At 66.4% G+C, this 15,404-nt stretch carries 11 protein-coding genes; 8 read left to right on the forward strand and 3 right to left on the reverse strand.

Annotated elements, in window-relative coordinates:
* Nucleotides 1–50: 50 nt before the first annotated feature.
* The 7 genes from VUN84_14790 (at nucleotide 51) to VUN84_14820 (ending at nucleotide 11,189) form a co-directional block, all read left to right on the forward strand.
* Nucleotides 51–3,209 carry an ATP-binding protein gene (locus tag VUN84_14790; protein XAS63545.1) on the forward strand — a complete coding sequence of 1,053 codons (3,159 nt, stop codon included), beginning with the start codon at nucleotides 51–53 and terminating at the stop codon, nucleotides 3,207–3,209.
* Nucleotides 3,202–3,585, forward strand: a complete 384-nt coding sequence (locus tag VUN84_14795) for a response regulator (protein ID XAS63546.1) — start codon at nucleotides 3,202–3,204, stop codon at nucleotides 3,583–3,585. Before VUN84_14790 ends, VUN84_14795 begins: the two co-directional genes overlap by 8 nt.
* Nucleotides 3,582–5,210, forward strand: a complete 1,629-nt coding sequence (locus tag VUN84_14800) for a response regulator (GenBank protein XAS63547.1) — start codon at nucleotides 3,582–3,584, stop codon at nucleotides 5,208–5,210. Before VUN84_14795 ends, VUN84_14800 begins: the two co-directional genes overlap by 4 nt.
* A 1-nt stretch (nucleotide 5,211) precedes the next feature.
* A complete protein-coding gene (locus VUN84_14805) occupies nucleotides 5,212–6,297 on the forward strand; it encodes a HEAT repeat domain-containing protein (GenBank protein XAS63548.1) in 1,086 nt (361 codons plus the stop codon).
* Nucleotides 6,294–7,715, forward strand: a complete 1,422-nt coding sequence (locus tag VUN84_14810; protein ID XAS63549.1) for a glycosyltransferase family 2 protein — start codon at nucleotides 6,294–6,296, stop codon at nucleotides 7,713–7,715. Before VUN84_14805 ends, VUN84_14810 begins: the two co-directional genes overlap by 4 nt.
* Before the next feature lie 106 nt (nucleotides 7,716–7,821).
* A complete protein-coding gene (locus VUN84_14815; GenBank protein XAS63550.1) occupies nucleotides 7,822–8,883 on the forward strand; it encodes an LCP family protein in 1,062 nt (353 codons plus the stop codon).
* Nucleotides 8,884–8,972: 89 nt separating this feature from the next.
* The gene (locus VUN84_14820; protein ID XAS63551.1) at nucleotides 8,973–11,189 is read left to right on the forward strand and encodes a S9 family peptidase; all 2,217 of its coding nucleotides are present in this window, start codon (nucleotides 8,973–8,975) and stop codon (nucleotides 11,187–11,189) included.
* A 200-nt stretch (nucleotides 11,190–11,389) separates the two neighbouring features.
* On the opposite strand, the gene VUN84_14825 is transcribed toward VUN84_14820, so the two are convergent.
* The 3 genes from VUN84_14825 to VUN84_14835 are packed head-to-tail and all read right to left on the reverse strand — an operon-like array spanning nucleotide 11,390 to nucleotide 14,316.
* The gene (locus VUN84_14825) at nucleotides 11,390–12,748 is read right to left on the reverse strand and encodes a Dyp-type peroxidase (protein XAS63552.1); all 1,359 of its coding nucleotides are present in this window, start codon (nucleotides 12,746–12,748) and stop codon (nucleotides 11,390–11,392) included.
* Between the two features lie 46 nt (nucleotides 12,749–12,794).
* Nucleotides 12,795–13,490, reverse strand: a complete 696-nt coding sequence (locus VUN84_14830) for a hypothetical protein (protein ID XAS63553.1) — start codon at nucleotides 13,488–13,490, stop codon at nucleotides 12,795–12,797.
* Nucleotides 13,444–14,316, reverse strand: coding sequence for a hypothetical protein (locus VUN84_14835; GenBank protein ID XAS63554.1), 873 nt, complete (start codon nucleotides 14,314–14,316; stop codon nucleotides 13,444–13,446). Before VUN84_14835 ends, VUN84_14830 begins: the two co-directional genes overlap by 47 nt.
* Before the next feature lie 427 nt (nucleotides 14,317–14,743).
* On the opposite strand from VUN84_14835, the gene VUN84_14840 reads away from it, so the two are divergent.
* Nucleotides 14,744–15,397, forward strand: coding sequence for a peptidoglycan-binding protein (locus VUN84_14840; protein ID XAS63555.1), 654 nt, complete (start codon nucleotides 14,744–14,746; stop codon nucleotides 15,395–15,397).
* Nucleotides 15,398–15,404: the final 7 nt, after the last annotated feature.

Genomic DNA, 15,404 nt, shown 5'->3' on the forward strand with positions numbered 1-15,404 from the left:
TTTGCAGTTATGTGCGATTTTGCTTTGAAGATATCCGACATAATCATTTTGTGATCCGTATTCTCAGCACTCTTTCACGTGTCCCCACAGCATTCGTCCGCGGCGGGTGCGTTCTTGTGGCTGGCGTGGCCGGCCTTGTTTCGTGGCGTTTTGCCGACGCGGAGCGCAGGAGCGTTCAGCGCGTGCTTAATGCTGCCGCGGATGGCGTTTACGGCGTGGACAAAGCCGGCCGGATAATGTTCGTCAACCAGTTACTCTGCGAGCTGATCGGCATTGACCGGGCCGACGCCCTGGTGGGCCAGGATCACCACCGTGCGCTGTGTCATAGCCGCATGGTGGGGGACGCCGCTTCCGGGACCTCCACAGAGAACAGCGAGATAGGCAACCCCGACGGGTGCGCGTTGTGTGCCGCCGTCGGCCGCATGGCACCGGCAGATGGTGATCTCTGCCTCGGCGGCGTCAACCAGAAGCCGTTGCCCGTCGGCTTCACCTCCCGCCCCCTCACTGAGGCCGGCAGATACCTGGGCACCCTGATCACCGTCCACGATCTGCGCGGACCCCGGGCCGCGGACGCCCAGCACCGCCGTGTACAGGCTGAACGTGACCGGCTGGTGTCCGTCGTGGAGGACAGCCCCAACTTGATCGTCGTGGGCCGGTCCGATGGCGGGGTGGAGTGGATGAACACCAGCGGGCGCAGCATGCTCGGCATCGCAGCGGACGAGGACATCCGCGCCTACACCATCCAGGACATGTTCTCCTCCGAGGAGCTGGCCCGCATCGAGGAGGAGGACATGACGGCGCTCGTCAGGGCCGGCCAGTGGCGGGGAGAACGCACCCTGCTGTCCCGCACCGGAGAATCGATCCCCGTGGACGTCGCCTCCCATCTGCATCTCGACAAGAACTTCCCGGCGGGCTACTACGTCACGGAAATCATGCGGGACCTCCGGCCACAGCTTGAGCAGGGACGCAGCCTGCAGCTCAGCGAGAGCCGCCTTTCCAGCGCCGAGGAAATCGCCCGGCTGGGAAGTTGGGTATGGGATTTCGGGTCTGATTCCGTCAAATGGTCGCGGGGGCTCTACCAGCTTTACGGAATGCAGCCCGGCAGCGGTGAGGAATCCCCCAATACCTGGTTCGCGACGCTGCATCCGGAGGATCATGACCGCGTCGCAGAGATCTGCGCGCGGGTGGCCGAGGGAGGCGGCGTCCTCGATGTGGTGTGCCGTTCCAGCCGCGCCGACGGTACCCAGATGGTGGTCCATAGCCGGGGCGAGATAGTCCATGAACCCGGCGCTCCGCGGGTCATGGTGGGCACCTTGCTGGACATCACAGAGCAGCATGCCGCCTTCGCGGCCGTGCAGCGGAGTGAGGAACTGACCCGGCGGATCCTGGAATCCGCAGGCGAGGCTTACCTGCAGTTCAGCGCGGCGGGACTGGTCACCGAATGGAACAGCCAGGCCGAGAAAACGTTCGGGTGGTCCCGGGCTGAGGCGATAGGCCAGCCTTTGCTTTCCCTGGTCTTAGGGGCAGGGGAACGGGGATCCTTTGAACGGCTGCTCGGCCTGGCCAGTGGATCTGACGAAGCACGGAAGCCTACAGAGCACTTTGAACATCCGATGCTTCACCGCTCGGGCCAGGCCTTTCCCGCTGAAGTAACCACCTGGACCACCGCCGACGGCGAGAACTCCGTTTTTAGTTGCACGATCCGCGATATCAGCGAACGGCACGCTGCTGAGCGGGTCAAGAATGAGTTCATCTCGGTGGTGGGCCATGAGCTGCGGACGCCCCTGACGTCCATCCACGGGGCATTGGGACTGCTGCGGGCTGGTCTGCTGGGCGAACTGAACCCCCGAGGAAAGCAGATGGTGGATATCGCGGCCCACAACACAGACCGTCTGGTCCGCCTGATCAATGACATCCTGGATATCGAGCGGCTCAATTCCGGCCAGGTGGCCCTGGAGGTCCAGGCAACGGATATCGCCGTCCTGGCTGAACGGTCCATGGAAGTGATGCGGTCCATGGCCGACGGCGCCGGGGTGCACCTGACGCTCGATGCCCGCCCCGCCGTCCACCTGGTCGACCCGGATCGAATCGAACAGACCATAACCAACCTGCTCAGCAACGCCATCAAGTTCTCGCCCGCCGGTGCGGAGGTCCGGTTGGTGGTCCGTATGGAGGCGGGCGGGCTCACCATTGAAGTCCGCGACCAGGGCCGCGGTATTCCCGCCGAAGACCTGGAGCGGATCTTCGACCGTTTCCAACAGGTGGATGGCTCGGATGCCCGGGAGAAGGGCGGAACGGGCCTGGGCCTGGCTATTTGCCGCACCATCGCGGAACAGCACGGCGGCCGGATCTGGGCTGAAAGCGGCCCTGGCTGCGGTGCAACGCTCACCATGACGTTGCCGGACTCCTACGCCGTGGGCCTGGAGGCGGGGGCAGAGGCGCCCAGCGGGCCGAAGATCGTTGTCTGCAGCGAGGACGCGTCGGTACGGGCCCGTATCGTGGAGATGCTTCTGCCGCACGGCTATGAACCGATCGAGGTGACTTCCGTCGCCAGGCTGCTCGACGAGTCGCTCCAGCACGGCCCCTCCGTCATCCTGCTCGAACAAAGGACCCCCAAGGTGGCCAACTGGGAGGCTGTCGTGGGCCTGCGCGAGCATCCCGGGACCCGGGACATCCCCGTGGTCCTCCTGAGCTTCGACGGTGACAAGTTTTTGGCTGAATCTGACGATCTCACTTGCGTGGACGAACCATTGGACACGGCTGGGCTGTTGACCGCCGTCGGAGAGGCCCTCGGTAAGCGGGGTATGGGACCGAAGTTGCTGCTCGTGGAGGACGACGCGGGTTTGGCCGCCGTCCTGACGGAGGGATTCCGCCAGCTAGGCATCGAGGTCCATCACGCGCCCACCGCCCGGCAAGCCCTGGCGATGTGCGCCCACATCGTCCCTGACCTGGTGGTGCTTGACCTTCAGCTGCCAGACCAGGACGGTTTCGCGGTGGTGGCTCAGCTGCGCCGGGACGCGCGCCTGAGCAGTGTGCCGTTGGCTGTTTACAGCGCCCGTGACCTCAGCGAGTCGGACCGGAAACGGTTGCGTCTCGGGAAAACCGGGTTCTTTACCAAGGGACGGGTCACCCCGGATGAGTTCGAACAGTACGTGATGAACCTGCTCGGTCATCTGACCGATGACGCAAAGGTAGTGACCCATGGATAGCCCCCGAAGCATCCTCCTGATTGACGACGACCCAAGCATCCGGGAAGTTGCCCGCACCGTGCTCGAAATGGTGGGCGGATACGACGTCGAAACAGCTGCCTCCGGGCTGGAAGGCCTCAAGAAGGCGCGCACCAGTCCGCCGGATGCAATCGTGCTGGACGTCATGATGCCCGGGTTGGACGGGCCGGGCACCTTTGCCCTGCTGCAGGAGCACCCGGAAACGCGCGACGTGCCGGTCATCCTCCTGACTGCAAAGACCCAGGCGGCCGACCGCAGCCGGTTTGCCGCTCTTGGAGTAGCCGGCATGCTCCCGAAACCCTTCGACCCCATGACGCTGTGTGACCAGATAGCGGGCATTCTGGGCTGGAAATCATGAACGGCGCACAGCCAGGCGTCAGGATTGACCCGACGTCGGTGATCAGGACCATCTGGAACAACAACCGCGATGAGGTGCTGGCCCGCGTGGCTGCGCTCGAGGATGCGGTGGCGGGCATCGTTGAAGGGCGGTTGTCCCCGGAGGACCGCGTTGCCGCCGAAGCTCAGGCCCACAAGCTCGCCGGTGCCGCCGGCACCTTCGGCTTCGGGCGGGCTTCCGAGGCGGCCCGCACGCTGGAGGGGATCCTGGCGGGAACGAGCCCTATCCCCTTTGACCGGACCCTTGTAGCCACTGACGCGGTGGTGACCCTCCGGGGAGACCTTAGCCAAGACCCGGCGCCCGCTGCGGACGCCACGGTGGACCACTCTTCGAAGTCAGGACCGGCAATCCCGGCGGGCCAGTCTGCTGCTGCCACCACCGCGGCTGCCCTTTTGGCCATCGCGGTGACCGGCCGGGGGCGCCGGAATCAGTTGGCAGCGGCTGCCACCGACCGCGGTTTCCACTCCGTGACCATCGGTACACACAGCTGGCTGCCGCAGGAGGGGCCCCCGCCCGTTGCCGCACTGATCGACCTTCGGGAGGGTGATGGCAGCCTTGACCTGATAGCGCGCCTGGCCGCGCTGGATCCTCCCGTTCCCTCGCTGGCTCTGACGCCGTCCGACGCACCCTGCGACCGGGTTTCTGCGGCGCGCGCGGGAGCCCTAGGATTCCTCAGCGCTGAGGCGTCCGCCGATGAGCTGTTCAGCGCGGTTCAGGACCTGCTTGCACCTCCCCGTTCCCCCGAAAGCACAGCGCTGATCCTCGACCACGTGCCGGCTGGCGTGTCCTCGGTGCGAGCCGCCCTGGAGGACGCGGGGCTGGGCGTGGTGGGGCTGACGGACCCGGCGCAGTTTTGGGAAGTGTTGGAGGAGAAGCAACCGGACCTGGTGATCCTCGAATCGGGTCTGCCCGGGGCCGGCGGAGCGGAACTGTGCCGGGTACTCCGCAGCGACGTAAGATGGGCAACCCTGCCGGTGCTCCTGTTGACGGCGGACGACGATGCGGCCACCGTGGCCGCCCTCTTCAACGCCGGCGCGGACGACGTCATGGCACGGCCATTCGTCGGCACCGACCTGGCGGGGCGTGTCCTGAACCGGCTGAAACGCACGCGGGCGCTCCGGGCCGCAGTGCTGGCAGGTCCTGACGCGGCTGCGCTTGCGGCCGGCCGGGCCGCCAGGCCCGCGGCCAAAAATGATGCCGCCGATTACGATGTGGACGTTGCGGTCGTTGAAGACGATCCGCTGCTCGCGGAGCTGCTCAGGCATGCCTTGACGACGCGCGGCTACCGGCTGCGGCTCTTCACCGACGGGCAGGCTGCAGCGGGCGAGCTGACGGGCAGCCCGCCCGCGCTGCGGCCGCGCGTCGTCCTGCTCGACGTCGACCTGCCTGTCCTCAACGGGTTCGGTGTGCTGCGGCAGATGGCGAGCACGGGCCACCTTGCTGGTACGCGCGTGATCATGCTGACCGCGCACTCCAGCGAGACGGAGATCGTCAATGCCTTGGAACTGGGTGCATTCGACCACGTCGCCAAACCGTTCAGCCTGCCGGTGTTGATGCAACGCGTACGCCGGGCACTGGGAGAGTGACATGCAGCTGCACGACTTTCTGACCGGTGTTCTGCTCGCCGAAGCCGTGATCCTCGGTGCCGGGCTGAGCCTCATCCTCGGCCATGCTGTGTTCGAACGGGTCCGCGCCGCGCGGCTGCGGCCCGCAGTGCGTGTCAGTATCGACACTTTGGCCCGGGTTCTGGGCGGCGACCCGGAGTGTCCTGCCCTTCCAAGGCTTCCGCTGGACAAGGCAATCGAAGTAGTAGCCCAAGCAACGCGCAGCGTCGACGACGTGGGCCGGGCACGACTTGCCGAGCTGCCCGCGTACGCGGAGCTGGCGCAGCGCTCCGCGCGCTGGTGCACCAGCGCCCGATGGCCCCGCCGCCTCCAGGGCGTCCGGTTGCTGCTCATCCTGGGCGCCGGCGAGGCCACCTTCCCCCGATTGCTCGATGACCCCCGTCCGGAAGTGCGCAGCGCCGCGGCCGCCGGCGCGGCGAACCATCCAAGCCCGCACGTTACCGCCAGGCTGGTCCGGATGCTCAGCGACGAGGCTCTCGCCTGCCGGATAACTGCCCAAGGCGCCCTGATCCGGATGGGCAGCCATGCTGTGCCCGCACTCATCAGCCACTTGGCCGAAGAGGCCCCGGCCTCCTTGGCAACCGTGCTCCGCATCGCCTCCCGCGTCCACGACTCCACCCTGACGGGTCCGGCGCTGGCGCACCGGCATCACAGTGATCCAGCGGTTCGGGCCGCCGTCGCTCAGGTGATCGCTTCCGGTGGCGGAACCGACGGCGTCGAGGCGCTGGAAGGGTCCCTCACTGACCCCGCGGCCGCGGTACGGGCCACGGCTGCGGACGGGTTGGGCGGCATGGGGCACTGGCCAAGCTCACCCCTGCTCGCCGAGAGGCTGGGCGATCCAGCCTGGGAAGTGCGCCGCGCAGCCGGCCTGGCGCTCGCCCGGCTCGGCACCCCCGGTCAGCTGTACCTTCAGCGGGCACTTCATAGCACGGACCGGTTCGCGCAGGACATGGCCCGGCAGGTACTGGACCGCGCCAGCCCTGGCTACCGGGCCCCGGAACCGGTCACGCCGGAAGAGTTCGCCGATAACAAGCAGGAGATCACATGATCCTCGACTTCGTCACCACGGTCCTGGCAGGTTTTGCCTGGGCGGTGTTCGCCTATTTCATTGTGGTCAACGGTTGCCAGACCGCCCTTTTGATCAGCGCCACGGCGGCCATGCGCCGTCACAGGCAGCGGGTATGGCAAGAAGACAGGGCGGGCCTGCTCGGGTCCGCCGTGACACCGACCATCAGCGCCCTCGCGCCCGCGTACAACGAGGAAGCGAACGTGGCTGAAAGCGTCCACGCGCTGATGATGCTCCAGTACCCGGCGCTGGAGGTAGTGCTCATCAATGACGGCTCCGGAGACTCGACCCTCGACGTACTCATCCGCACCTTCGACCTGTACCCAATCCACCCGATTTTCCGCAACCAGGTGCAGTCCCAGCCGGTCCGCGGCCTCTACCGCTCAAAAATCCATCCCCAACTGCTGGTGGTGGACAAAGAGAACGGCGGGAAAGCCGACGCCCTCAACGCGGGCCTCAACTGCGCAACCGGCGAACTCGTGTGCGCCATCGACGCCGACACCCTGATCGAACCCGATGCGTTGCTGCGGATCGTCCGGCCTTTCCTGACCGACGAGAACGTGGTGGCCGCGGGCGGTACCATCCGTGTTGCCAATGGTTCCACGGTGGCCCACGGGCGCGTACTGGACGCGAGGGTTCCCCGGGGACTGCTTGCAGGCTGCCAGACCGTCGAATACCTCCGCTCGTTCCTGTTCGGAAGGCTGGGCTGGAATAACCTCGGCGGGAACCTGATCATCTCGGGCGCGTTCGGTCTGTTTCGCCGGGAATCCGTGCTGGAGGTGGGTGGCTACACTCACGACACAGTCGGTGAGGACATGGAACTCATTGCAGACCTGCGGCGCCGGGGCCAAGACCGCGGGACCGCGAGCCGGGTGGACTTTGTACCCGACCCAGTGGCGTGGACGGAGGTTCCAGAGTCCTGGCGGGTGCTCGGACGGCAGCGCGACCGTTGGCACCGAGGTCTGACCGATGTGCTGCGCCGGCACCGGGGTGTGGTGTTCAATCCGCGATACCGTGCGCTGGGCGTGGTGGTCTACCCCTACTACGTGGTGGTGGAGCTGCTGGGTCCGGTTGTTGAGGCGCTGGGGTTGGTCGCGGTGCCTCTGGGATTGATGCTCGGGGCGGTCGATGTGGCGTTCGCCGCGTTGTTTCTGGCGGTGGCTTATGGCTGGGGGGTGCTGTTGAACGTGGCGGTCATCGCGCTGGAGGAATTGACGTACCGGCGGTACCAACGGTGGTCCGACCTGCTGCTGCTGCTTTTCTGGAGTGTCGTGGAGGGCGTCGGCTACCGCCAGCTCACCGTTTACTGGCGGCTGCTCGGCCTATGGCGCTACGCCCGGGGCAGCAAGGACTGGGGCGTCATGAGCCGGAAAGGCCTCGGGACGCCGGCACGGGTGTGAAAAGGCCCTTGCGGTTCGCGCGCCAGCACAGCTGAGCTGGCCGCCGGCTTCCACACGTGTCCTTGTACCCGTCCGATTGAATTGGTCGCGGTGGTAGTGTCCGGCCATGGGAACCACTCCGGAACCAGCTGACGCCGCCGCCGGCCCTGCCGCGGCATCCGGTGGGAGGAACCGCCGTCGCACCATTGCCATCGCCGTCACTGCCGGGCTGGTGGTTCTCGCCGTGGCCCTTGCCGCGTTCCTGCTGAGCCGGCCGCGCACCGAAACCGCCGCCCCGGCGCAAACCTCCGCCCCGGCACAGGAGACACCGCCCGCCCCCACGCCGACCCCGGATCCGCCGCCCGACGCCCTCAACATTCTCCTGATCGGCAGCGACAGCCGGGTAAACGAACGGGCCATCGCGGCCTCTGGCTCAGCCTCGGACCAGCGCGGGGACGCCCTCGTCTTCATCCACCTCCCGGCGGACCGCCAGCACGTCTACGGCATCTCCATCATGCGCGACCTCTGGGTGGACATCCCCGGGCACGCGGCCGCCAAGATCAACGCCGGACTCGAACTGGGCGGCGTGCCGCTCATGACGCGGACGGTGGAGTCGCTGCTGGGCCAGCACATCGACCACACGGTGATGCTGGACTTCCAGGGCTTCGCTGCTTTGACCGACGCGCTCGGCGGTGTCGACGTCGACATCAAACAGGCGTTCCAGGGGACAGTCGATGACTTCGTGACCTTTCCGCAGGGGGTGAACAGGCTCAACGGCGTCCAGGCCCTCGCCTTTGTCCGCGAGCGCCACGCGTTCGCCGACGGCGACTACCAGCGGGTCCGGAACCAGCAGGCGTTTATCCAGGCTGCGATGGCCAAGATGGCCGCGGAGGGTAGCCTGACGGACCGCAACACCGTGAAGCAACTGGTGGCAACCGTCCTCCCCCACGTCACCGTGGACCCCGGTCTTACAGTGGAGACGCTGGAACGGCTGGCCTTCAGCCTGCGGAGCACACCGGCCGGCGACGCCGTGTTTTTCACTCTTCCCACCGCCGGCACCGGAACCAGCAGCGACGGCCAGTCCATCGTCCTGCAGGATCGTGCAGCCACCGCTGCGGTCGCCGCCGCCCTGACCGCCGGGACGCTGCCCGAGTACATCGCCGCCAACAACCTACAGAACGGGAACTGACTTTTCATCACCTGGCCACCCCGGCGGCCGGGCCCGCGGCGGCGCTGGCTATGGGCATCCCGCCCCCGTCGGGGCGGTAGATTGGTGCCATGACCCAGACTCCTGTGCGGCCCTCCCCGCAGCCCCCCGTTGCCAAGAAAATCCCCGCCGTCCGCACGCACCACGGCGACGCCTTCGAGGACAACTACGAGTGGCTGCGGCACAAGGAATCAGCGGAAGTGGTGGCATTGCTCCAAGCGGAGAACGCTTACCAGGAAGCCGTTACCGCGTCCCAGGAGCCGCTGCGGGAGGCAATCTTCCAGGAAATCAAAGGCCGCACCCAGGAGACGGACCTCTCCGTTCCCAACCGCAAGGACGGCTGGTGGTATTACACCCGCTCGGTGGAAGGGAAGGAATACGGCATCCAGTGCCGCGTCCGGGCCCAGGACACCGGGCACCGGGTCGCGGACTGGACGCCTCCCGCCGTCGAGGTCGGCGTCGGCATTGAAGGCGAGGAAATCCTGCTGGATGGCAACATCGAGGCGGAGGGCCAACCGTTCTTCGCCGTCGGCGGGGCCGCCGTGAGCATCGACGGGGCCCTCTACGCCTACGCCGTGGACAACGCCGGCGACGAGCGGTTCACGCTGCGCATCAAGGACCTGCGGACCGGCGAGCTCCTTCCCGACGTGATCGAGAACATTTTCTACGGCATCTCCTTCTCCCCCGACGGCACGCGGATCTTCTACACCGTGGTGGACGACGCCTGGCGGCCCTACCAGGTGAAGTCCCACGTGCTCGGCACGCCCGTCGAGTCCGACGAGGTCATTTACCAGGAGGACGACGTCGCCATGTGGCTTGGCTTCGAACTCTCCGCCGACCGGCGGCACCTGGTGCTGGGCATCGGCTGCTCCGAATTCAGCGAGACCCGGCTGCTGCGTTTCGACGCCCTCGAGGCCGGACTCCGCACCGTGATCTCCCGGGACGAACGCATCCTCTACGAGGCCGAGCCTTTCCTTCTGGCCGACGCCTCCGGGGCGCGGACCGAAACCATCCTGCTGACCCACAACAAGGGCGCCATCAATTCGATGGTCTCGCTCGTGGACCCGGCCGAGCTCGCCAAGCCGGTGGCCGAGCAGCACTGGACTAGCGTCGTCGGCCATTCCGACCAGGTGCGCGTCAACGGGGCCGGGGTCACCTCCACCCACCTGGTGGTCTCCATCCGGAAGGACACGATCGAACGGGTGCAGGTCCTGCCGCTGGCCGGGCTGGGCACCCCGGCGCAGGGCGCCCCGGTAGAGCCGGCGTTTGACGAGGAGCTGTACACCGCGGGCGTCGCCGGCTCCGACTACGAGGCCCCCGTGATCCGGATGGGCTACACCTCCTACTTCACGCCGTCGAGGGTCTACGACTTTGTACTGCCCACCGCGGAGCAGCCCGCCGGCGAGTTGCTGCTGCGCAAGGAAAGCCCGGTCCTGGGCGGCTACTCCGCCGCGGACTACGTCGCTACACGGGAGTGGGCAGTGGCGTCCGACGGGACGCGCATCCCGCTCTCGGTGCTGCGCCATGCCTCCGTGGCGTGCGACTCCACGGCGGCCGGGCTGGTCTACGGCTACGGCTCCTACGAGATGAGCATGGATCCCAGCTTCGGCATCGCCCGGCTCTCCCTGCTGGACCGCGGCGTCGTGTTTGTGATCGCGCACATCCGCGGCGGCGGGGAACTGGGCCGGCGCTGGTATGACGACGGCAAGAAGCTGCGCAAGAAGAACACCTTCACGGACTTCATCGCGGCCACCGACTGGCTGGCTGGATCCGGCTGGGTGGACCCGGCGCGGATAGCGGCCATGGGCGGTTCCGCCGGCGGCCTCCTGATGGGCGCTGTGGCCAACCTGGCACCGGAGAAGTACGCGGCGATCGTGGCCGCCGTCCCGTTCGTGGACGCCCTGACCACCATCCTGGATCCCGAGCTGCCGCTCTCCGCGCTGGAATGGGAGGAATGGGGCAACCCGATCACCGACCGGGACGTGTACGAGTACATGAAGTCCTACACGCCGTACGAGAACGTCCGCGCGGTGGACTACCCCAAGATCGCGGCGGTCACCTCCTTTAACGACACGCGGGTGCTCTACGTGGAGCCTGCCAAATGGGTGCAGCGGCTGCGCGAACTGAACACCGGCAGCGAGCCGATCGTGATGAAGATCGAGATGGAGGGCGGCCACGGTGGTGCGTCAGGCCGCTACGTGCAGTGGAAGGAACGCGCGTGGGACTACGCCTTCGTCGCCGACTCCCTGGGCGCCGCGGAACTCCTTCCGGGGGCCGGGCTCAAGTAGGCCCTCCCCTCTGTGGGATCGACTGCTGTGGGATCGACTGCTGCGTCGTCGGGATGCCGGCGCTCCAGCCCAGTTGCTCGCAGCCGGAGGCCCGCTCAGCCACGGGGAGCCGCGTGTTTCCGGGCGTTGCCGCGGTTCCCCGGTGGTGCGGGCAGTGGCAACTGGGCGGGAGCGTCGCGCGAGGACCGGGTTTCGCCAACCTAAGCCGGCCGCTGTGGGCCGCTCACTTGGGCCCAGCCCTGGGCGCCGATCCAGCGAAGCGCGGTCAGCGACGGCATGAACATGTACTCCCCTCCTGCCATCCGGTTGAAGGTGGTCACCCCTCTGACCTTCCTGCGTGCGGGTTCGGCGGGGATGGTGAAGGAGTTGTTGGTGTCGTCGTGCCGTCCGACGATCGGGTCCGACTCGATCCCGAGGTCGACGAAATTGCCGCCGTTGATCCACTCCTGCTGCATGAATTCGATCGTGTCGAAGGCGCGCGCGCTGATGAAGATGAAATACAGCCCGCGGTCCTCTCGCGCATCATCGGCGGCGGTCACCTCCGGCGTCCACTTTGGGCCGTAGGTCGAAGATCTGCGGATGATGCGGTGAATGTTGACGTCGGTCAAGATCGTGAGTGGACTGTCCCGCGGGTTGAGGCGGCGCATGTGACTGGCATGGGGACACATCAGCCCCTTCGGGTCCTGTTTGAAGTCGAAGTTGTTGTTCCGCTGCGGATCTGCGCCCAGTTCCTCGTCGTCGTGATCGGGCGAGAGCACCAGCGGTGCGCCGCTGCGCCAGCGGCCGAACATCTTGGCGCCGAGCTGATGTTGGCTTTCGGCGTCCTCGGCCTGCGACCTGAGGTAGTCGTTGAAGGCACCGACCCGGCTCACGAACTTACGCAGCACCACATACGAACCGTTGTCGCCCAACGCGGACGGCTGGGGGGTGCCTAGCGGAACGCCGGTTTCGCTGTTCTCGCCAAGGATGAACTCGCCCGCGGCGATCGCCCGCTCCTGCCCCGGCTGTGCGTCTACTCCGCTGCCGGCAACGGTCGGCTGCGAGATCGAGTCACGATAACCGAACGGGTTCTTCGCGTCTTTGTCCGCCCCGAACCGATGGACCCCAATCAGCGTCACGCCGGTCGAGCGCTCCAGTTCGCTCATTGCTGTGTCCAGCGCCTTGTCCAGGGCATTCTGGTCCTGGGCGTAGATGGTCAGTGCGATGTGGCAGGTGCCGGGGCTGAAAGCCTCGTCCCAGTTCTCGGGCGCGTCGATGCCGTAGTCGTGGAGTTGCTCTGCACGGGCGGCCATGCCCTGCTGAAACGGCAGGGGGAAGCTGGCGAGCGAGTCGTCGGGCACACCCAAGGCCTGCAGGCCGTCGTGGCTGATCGCCACACCGGTCCAGGCGCTGCGGTCCTCGGCCCAGTCGTTGGCCGACGGGATGTGCGCTGCCAGCCGGGCGATCAGGTCACGGCCGCCCGCGGCGTCATCGATGTGCACCATCGCGTGGGCGCCGACGTAGGGCTCCGGCCGCGACCGCAGGATCATCGCCTGGATGTCGCCGAGGTCAAGGCGCACGCGCTCGCGCCGGAACCGTGCCCTGAATCTAGCCAGTCCGGCCATCTCAGTAGTCCACCGCCTCCGGTGTCGAAATCGCGTCGGTCAGCGACTTCATCGCTGCCGCCGTCTTGGGATCAAGATCGTCGCGTCCGGTCATGGCATCGAAGAACGTGTCGAGGGCGTGTTCGGTGCGTTGCATCCGTCGGACATCGACCACCGTCACCTGAGGATTGGCGACGAACCAGCCGGCGGCGTTGATCTGGTGTCCGGCGATGAAATCCTTGACGGTCGGGCTGGAGATGCCGGGCCAGCCCTCGACGTTCTGAAACAGCAGATCCATAAGCTCCGGGATCTTGGTGGCGAAATCACTGATGTAACTGTCCCAGTCCCCGTCGTAGGCGGTCGCGAACAGGATGCGGGTGTTGTCGTCGATGAAAACGAAACGCATGTCGTGCAGCGTTGAGACCCGCTGCGCGCCGTCCATGTTGCCCTTGGTCAAATCGAAGATCCTTTGAAGCCGCTGGGCACCACCGGGCTTCAGGTCGACGATGACCGTCAGTTCCGAGACCTTGCCCGATCGCATGCCCACCCGGCCCGCAGACTCGGCGGTGCCCTTCAGGTCCGGATTGTGCTTGCGGACCATGGCTTCGAGCGCGATCCTGGCCAGCGGCGGCGCATCTTTCGCGACTTCCGCGACACGACGCCGGATCTCATCAAACTTCTTCTCGTCCTGCAGACGTGGGTCTTCGTGGTCGGCCATGATGGGGCTCCCTTGTCTTAGTGGCGGGTTCAATCAGGGATTTGTTCCAGGGAATCGGGTTCGATCCGGTCGAGCGCGTTCTGTTCGTGCCGGAACGCGCTCGAGCGCTCATAGGCCGGCTTGCGGATGCGCATGATCGACCCGAGCGGCTGGTGTGCCTGCACGCCGTTCCACGGATTGAAAGACAGGATGTCGTCGCCGTAGTTGCGACGCGCGGGAGTGTGGCCGTCCTGCGGTAGGTCTCTCCCAGCATGTTGTTGTTGTCTCTGGCCATGCCCTGCAGTGCCGCGTTCGGGGTGGCGCCGACCGCCTGCACGGCTCCCTCGGCGAGGCGGGCGGTTCCGGCCACGATCCGCTGGAAAAAGTCCGGAGCCGCGGCGTTTTTCTCCAGCAGCGTCAGCATCTGCTGGTACTTGCCGATCGTTCCGAAGGCGAGCACCGGAAAATTGACCATCAAAAAGTCCTGGTTGTGGCCGCCCAGGGCCGGCAGCAGCCGTTCGCCCGGCACCCCGATGACCTTCGTCGCGAACCCACGCGGTGCGGGAACCCGATCCGGATGGATGTCGCCCGGCGACGACGACAGACGGACCACTGCCGGGAACGAACCGGGATTCGCGAAGATCCCCTGGGCGGGTTCCGGTGCCAACTTCTCGTGCATCCTCAGAGTCGCCTTCAGAATGGCGTGGCTCTTGGCATGCGCATCGCGAATCGCGTGGCGGTGCCTGTCGGAGTTCGCCGTTTGCGCGGCCGCCATCCGCTCCAGGATCTCCCGGGTCAACTCGGCTTCCCGTTCGGCCTCGATCTCCATCGTGGGCGAAAAGCGCACGGCCCTCATACAAAAGGACGCTAGCAGAAACGCCCCCGGCGCTCCATCAAAGGACGGCACAAACCCCAGCGCAGGGTGCGCGCGGGGGTGGCCGCCTCAGCGCGCCTTAGACGAGGAAAAGCGCTTCTGAGCTGGGAGAATCGTGGTGTTGACGCACTGTTTCACCGGCTGAAAGAAGCACCTTTCGAGGTTCAGAAAGACCGAAGTTTTCCCGCTGTTACTCTCTCGCCGACGGGCTGGGTTTTGGGAGCTCAGCGGCTCCGCGGGTGTTGTGGCTGGTCACAGGCCGGTGACAGCCCTGGCGAAATATCGGGAGCCGTCTACCGGATAGATGCTAACCATGCTTACTATTGAGTCGCATGAGGCACATCGGTCTGGAAACTGCTCACTGGGGGCAGCAGAAACCGTGCCGGAACTGGAGCTATTCGTGAGCACTGAACAGGGATTGACACCGCTGAGCGACGACGAGCTGATGGCGGAGGCAGGCACCGCACTTCCGGACAAGGAGGTGGCCTCCGTCCTGGACCTCAACGCCGACCTTGACCTCGGCCTCAACGCGGCCGCGCCGATCGACCTCGCCGTCGCAGCCAACGCCAACGTCGCCGCCCCGATCGATGCCGCGGCCTCGGCGAACATCTTGTCCTTCGGCTCGGACGCCCAGGCGCTTTCAGACCAGGGCGTCATCATCAACCAGGGCATTGACGCCGATGCTACGGCTGAATCCGCGCAGGACAGCTCGATCGAGCAGGACACCGGCAGCACCGACGGCACCGACACTGGCGCCACGGAGGTCACGGCGGAGGAAAGCGCACTGCCGACCGACGTCAACAGCGCCCTCAATTCCAACCTGCTGAATGTCAACGTGGACCTGGACGCCGCGGCGGACATCGCCGCCCCGATCAACGGTGCCGTGGCCGCCAACGCCAACGTCGCCGCCCCGATCGATGCCGCCGTCGCCGCCAACATCGGTTCGATCGACAGCGACGCTTTCGCCGTCTCGCAGCAGGATGCCATCATCAACCAGGACATCGCGGGCGAAGCCACGGCTACGGCCGACCAGCAGTCCGACCTCCGGCAGTAGTTCCCGG

The organism is Micrococcaceae bacterium Sec5.8, assembly GCA_039636775.1.
GTDB lineage: Bacteria > Actinomycetota > Actinomycetes > Actinomycetales > Micrococcaceae > Arthrobacter.

Coding starts and splice junctions, on each gene's coding strand:
- VUN84_14820 (XAS63551.1), top strand. CDS start 8,973: ATGACCCAGACTCCTGTGCGGCCCTCCCCGCAGCCCCCCGTTGCCAAG.
- VUN84_14815 (XAS63550.1), top strand. CDS start 7,822: ATGGGAACCACTCCGGAACCAGCTGACGCCGCCGCCGGCCCTGCCGCG.
- VUN84_14805 (XAS63548.1), top strand. CDS start 5,212: ATGCAGCTGCACGACTTTCTGACCGGTGTTCTGCTCGCCGAAGCCGTG.
- VUN84_14800 (XAS63547.1), top strand. CDS start 3,582: ATGAACGGCGCACAGCCAGGCGTCAGGATTGACCCGACGTCGGTGATC.
- VUN84_14830 (XAS63553.1), bottom strand. CDS start 13,490: ATGGCCGACCACGAAGACCCACGTCTGCAGGACGAGAAGAAGTTTGAT.
- VUN84_14810 (XAS63549.1), top strand. CDS start 6,294: ATGATCCTCGACTTCGTCACCACGGTCCTGGCAGGTTTTGCCTGGGCG.
- VUN84_14795 (XAS63546.1), top strand. CDS start 3,202: ATGGATAGCCCCCGAAGCATCCTCCTGATTGACGACGACCCAAGCATC.